Source organism: Gemmobacter sp., assembly GCF_016792925.1.
Lineage (GTDB): Bacteria > Pseudomonadota > Alphaproteobacteria > Rhodobacterales > Rhodobacteraceae > Gemmobacter.
In genome coordinates, this window is record NZ_JAEULU010000073.1 from 1 (window position 1) to 3120 (window position 3120).

Annotated in this window: 3 protein-coding genes; all 3 read right to left on the reverse strand. The window is 67.2% G+C overall.

The window, feature by feature from the left end:
* On the reverse strand, window positions 1-1610 hold a 1610-nt coding region (locus JNN06_RS03925), incomplete at its 3' end, for a YjbH domain-containing protein (protein WP_291238294.1).
* A gap of 59 nt (window positions 1611-1669) precedes the next feature.
* Window positions 1670-2404, reverse strand: a complete 735-nt coding sequence (locus tag JNN06_RS03930) for a metallophosphoesterase (RefSeq protein ID WP_291238295.1) — start codon at window positions 2402-2404, stop codon at window positions 1670-1672.
* Window positions 2405-2443: 39 nt separating this feature from the next.
* Window positions 2444-2752: a hypothetical protein gene (locus tag JNN06_RS03935; protein WP_291238296.1), complete on the reverse strand. Its 309-nt coding sequence runs from the start codon at window positions 2750-2752 to the stop codon at window positions 2444-2446.
* Window positions 2753-3120 lie beyond the last annotated feature (368 nt).

The following is a 3120-nucleotide window of genomic DNA, read 5'->3' on the forward strand; positions in this document are numbered from 1 at the left end:
ACGCCGCCATACATCCGCTCGAACAGACCAAGGGTCAGACGGCCGTAAAGATCGCGCCCCGGCCGCAGAAAATACTCTGCCGTCAGCCATTCCACCTGCGGATCATCGGTCTTGTAATACAGCGCCGCATCCGATCGCACATGCGGCAGCACCGAGGTGGAGGGGCGATTGGCCTGATCCAGATTGCCCGCCAGCTTTTGCCGGATCGCGCCCGACAGATGCAGGCCTGGCAGCGGCGACCACTCGCCCACCAGCTCGGCCCCCAGATCAAAGCGCAGCGGATTGTCGGGGTCGAAGAGGCCCGGCTGCGCATAGGGGCGCAGGCGCAGCGTATGGCTGGCCTCCGGGTTCAGGCGCGGATCGGGGCGGGTGGCGGCATCCACCGTCTCAGCCCGCACCCAGGCCTGCCACGCGCCATCGGGCGCATATTCCAGCGCCTCCAGATCCTGCCGCGTCAGGGTCACTTCCTGCATCGGCATGCCCCGCGTCAGGCTGCGCAGCCGGAAGGTGGTCACCTCAGGCGGCAAGAGGCCCGACATCACCCGCGCCGTCCGCCCGAAAGCCTGCGCCTGCGCCGACCAGATGCGGTTCTCGATGGCCACACTTGCCGTGTCGCCCTCCACCGTCAGCGCTTCCAGCCCGATGCCCTGCGCCGCCAGCGCCGCCTTCAGCCCGGCCTCGCCGCCCTGATCTCCGCCCGCCGCGGGCAAAGGCCCCCAGCTTGCCGCCGCCGCCGCATCGCCGCGCCCCACCGCCGGGGGCGCAGGCTCCCGCCCCGAAGGTGCCGCCGGGCGGCGCGGGTCCAGCACCTTGCTGAAGGTGAACGACAGCGCCGAGCCATGCAGCAGCGAAACCCCCACATGGCCGCCGCCCGCCAGCCGGTAATCCAGCCCGAAATTGATCGGCGTGCGATGGTCAAAGCCGATGATCTCGGCCTCGCGCACCATCGCATCCGACGAATATTCCAGCGACAGCCGCAGGCGGTCGCTTGCCTGCCAATCCATCCCGAAAAACAGCGCCGCATCGCCCCGAAAGTAACTGTCCAGCGCCAGCCGCCCGGTTTCGCCCGTGGTGCTGCGGGTGTCGAAGCGGTCAGAGATCAGCGACAGCGGGTTGTCAAAACTGCCATAGCTGCCCAACCGCCCCCAGCCGATCCCGGCAGAGGCCGTGACGCGCGGCCCGAAATGGCGGCTCGCCACCAGATATTCGGCGCCATAAATCCCGGTGCCGCCGAAATCCTGCAACCCCAACGCCAGCGCCGGGCGCCAGCCCTCCGGGTCTTCATCGGCCAGATGGAAGATCACATCGAAACTGCGGTCGTAAAGCGAGATGCCGCCTTCGTCGATGTTGAAATCTTCCAGATAGCCATAGCGAAACACGCCGGTGATGCGGGGCGAGATCTGGAAGACCAGATTGCCGCGCCGGATCATGTCGCCCTGCGTCGCCACCGACAGCGCAAACACCCCGTCCGGCAGCGCAAAGCCCGAGGGCATGGTGATATGGCCCGGCACGCCGTAATAAGACAGGCCCGGCGCCTCCTCGGCCTCGGCCATGGCAAGGCCAGCGGTCAGCGTCAGCCAGAGGAAGGATGTCAGGCAAAGGCGCGGCATGCGGGGTCTCGTCGTCTGAAGGCGGCGGTCCGTATCCGGTCCCTGTGAAGTCTCTGCGGTCAGTCCAGCCGCAAGCTATAAATATCAGCCCGGCCCGAGTCCATAACAGAACCCGGGTCCATAACCGAAAAGGACAGGGTGCCCGTGGCATAGGCGCCGGTATCCAGCATCAGCCGCCCCTCCGCGATGCGCGCCTGCGGCACAATGCTATGGCCATGAACCACAAACAGCCCATCCCGGCGCGGCCCCCGCCCAAAGGCCGGATGCCCCCATAGCAGGGTCTCGCGGCTTTGCCGGGCCAGCGCCTTGCGCGGGTCCAGCCCCGCATGCACCGCCACCACATTGCCGCTTTGCCAGTAAAGCGGGCGTTCGCGCAGCCAGCCGATCATCGCCGCGCCCATCCGGCGGCGCAGGTCGGCGGCCATATCCGCCAGCTCGGCCGCGTCGCGCGGCAGGCCCTGCATGCCAAAGCTCAGCAAGGTCTCCAGCCCGCCATGGCGCAACCAGGCCGCGCCATGGCGCGCCGGATCATCCAGCACATCCAGCAGCATGGCCTCGTGATTGCCCATCAGGCAGATCGCCTCGGGCAGGCCCATCAGGCAGCGCACCACCCCGGCACTGTCCGCCCCGCGATCCAGCATATCGCCCAGCACCACCAGCCGGTGCGGCGCGAATGCCTCTGCCTTGCGCGCCAACGCCGCCTGCAACAGCGGCAAGGCGCCGTGCAGATCGGGCAGCAGGAACAGCGGCTCTCCGGGCAGCGGCCTGACCGGCGCGGCCCGGCGCGCCAGCACACGGGAGGCAAAGGCCCCGAACACGCGGCGCGAAAGCAGTCAGTTGGTCGAGGGGGTAGAGCCGCCGCCCGCCGCCGAAGCCACCAGCGCAATGCCCGCCACGGCGGCACCCGCCGCCCCGACCGCGCCCAAAGCCCCGACCGAGGGGATGAACGCGGCGGTGGGCTCGCTGCACACCACCTTCACCACATTCCCGCCCGGCGGATCATAATAGGCATCGCGCGGCTGCGCCTCGCCACAGGTCTTGCGGTCGATGGCAAGCTGCAAAAGCTGCTCCTTGCTCATGTCGGCTGCGGCGACGGGCGTGGCAACACAGGCAATGGCAAGACACAGAAGCACAGATTTCATGACCTGACCCTTTCAAGGCCCTGAACGAGCCGTTCAGAACAGGCCCTCACCCTCTCACGGCGGGCGCCCTGTTGCAACCGGCAATGCCCGCCCCTGCCCGAAGGCGCAGGCGGCGGGGCTGCGGGTTGTGCCACTCATTTTCTGGTTGCGATCAAAACGGATATTGGAAACATATAGCCAACACATTCTCACGTATTGGTTGCCCATGCCTTCTTATTCCCAGTCGTCCCGCCTTGGGCGTCTTTCGACGGTCCTTGGGTCTGATGTTCTTGTTCTGCAACGGTTTTCCGGTCAGGAGGGCATGTCGGCGCTGTTTGCTTTCGAGGTGGATTGCCTCGCGGCCAGCGCCGAGATCGACTTTGACGCGC

Coding starts and splice junctions, on each gene's coding strand:
- JNN06_RS03935 (WP_291238296.1), bottom strand. CDS start 2,752: ATGAAATCTGTGCTTCTGTGTCTTGCCATTGCCTGTGTTGCCACGCCC.